Consider the following 491-nt stretch of genomic DNA (forward strand, 5'->3'; position numbering starts at 1 on the left):
GTTGTGCTTTGCCCGGGTGCGGGCAGCGCCTTGCGATCCACCTTGCCGTTGGGACTCAGCGGCAACGTGTCCAGCACGATAATCGTCGACGGGACCATGTGCCCGGGTAATGCTTCGGCGAGAGACTCGCGCAAGGTGGACGCGGCAAGCGCTGTATTCGCGTTGGCGCTGACGTAAGCGATCAGGCGCGTGCCCGTTGGCGATTCCCGCGCGATCACCACCGCTTCGCGCACATTGGCCTGGGCGAGAAGCTGTGCCTCGATCTCGCCAAGTTCGATCCGGAAGCCGCGAATCTTGACCTGATGATCGATCCGGCCCAGATACTCCAATGCGCCATCCGCCCGCCAGCGTGCCAGGTCGCCCGTGCGGTAAAGACGTGCGCCTTCTGTGGAGAACGGGTCCGGCACGAAGCGCTCCGCCGTCAGTGCCGACCGGTTCAGGTAGCCACGCGCCAACCCCGCTCCGCCCAGATACAGCTCGCCTGCTACGCC

At 65.4% G+C, this 491-nt stretch carries 1 protein-coding gene; it reads right to left on the reverse strand.

All coding sequences use genetic code 11. The features are described from left to right. Window positions 1–491 (reverse strand): AMP-binding enzyme (locus PQR67_RS38225; RefSeq protein ID WP_408467960.1); only part of this gene is annotated, 491 nt, incomplete at both ends.

Source organism: Paraburkholderia fungorum, from assembly GCF_046026025.1.
Classification (GTDB): domain Bacteria; phylum Pseudomonadota; class Gammaproteobacteria; order Burkholderiales; family Burkholderiaceae; genus Paraburkholderia; species Paraburkholderia fungorum_E.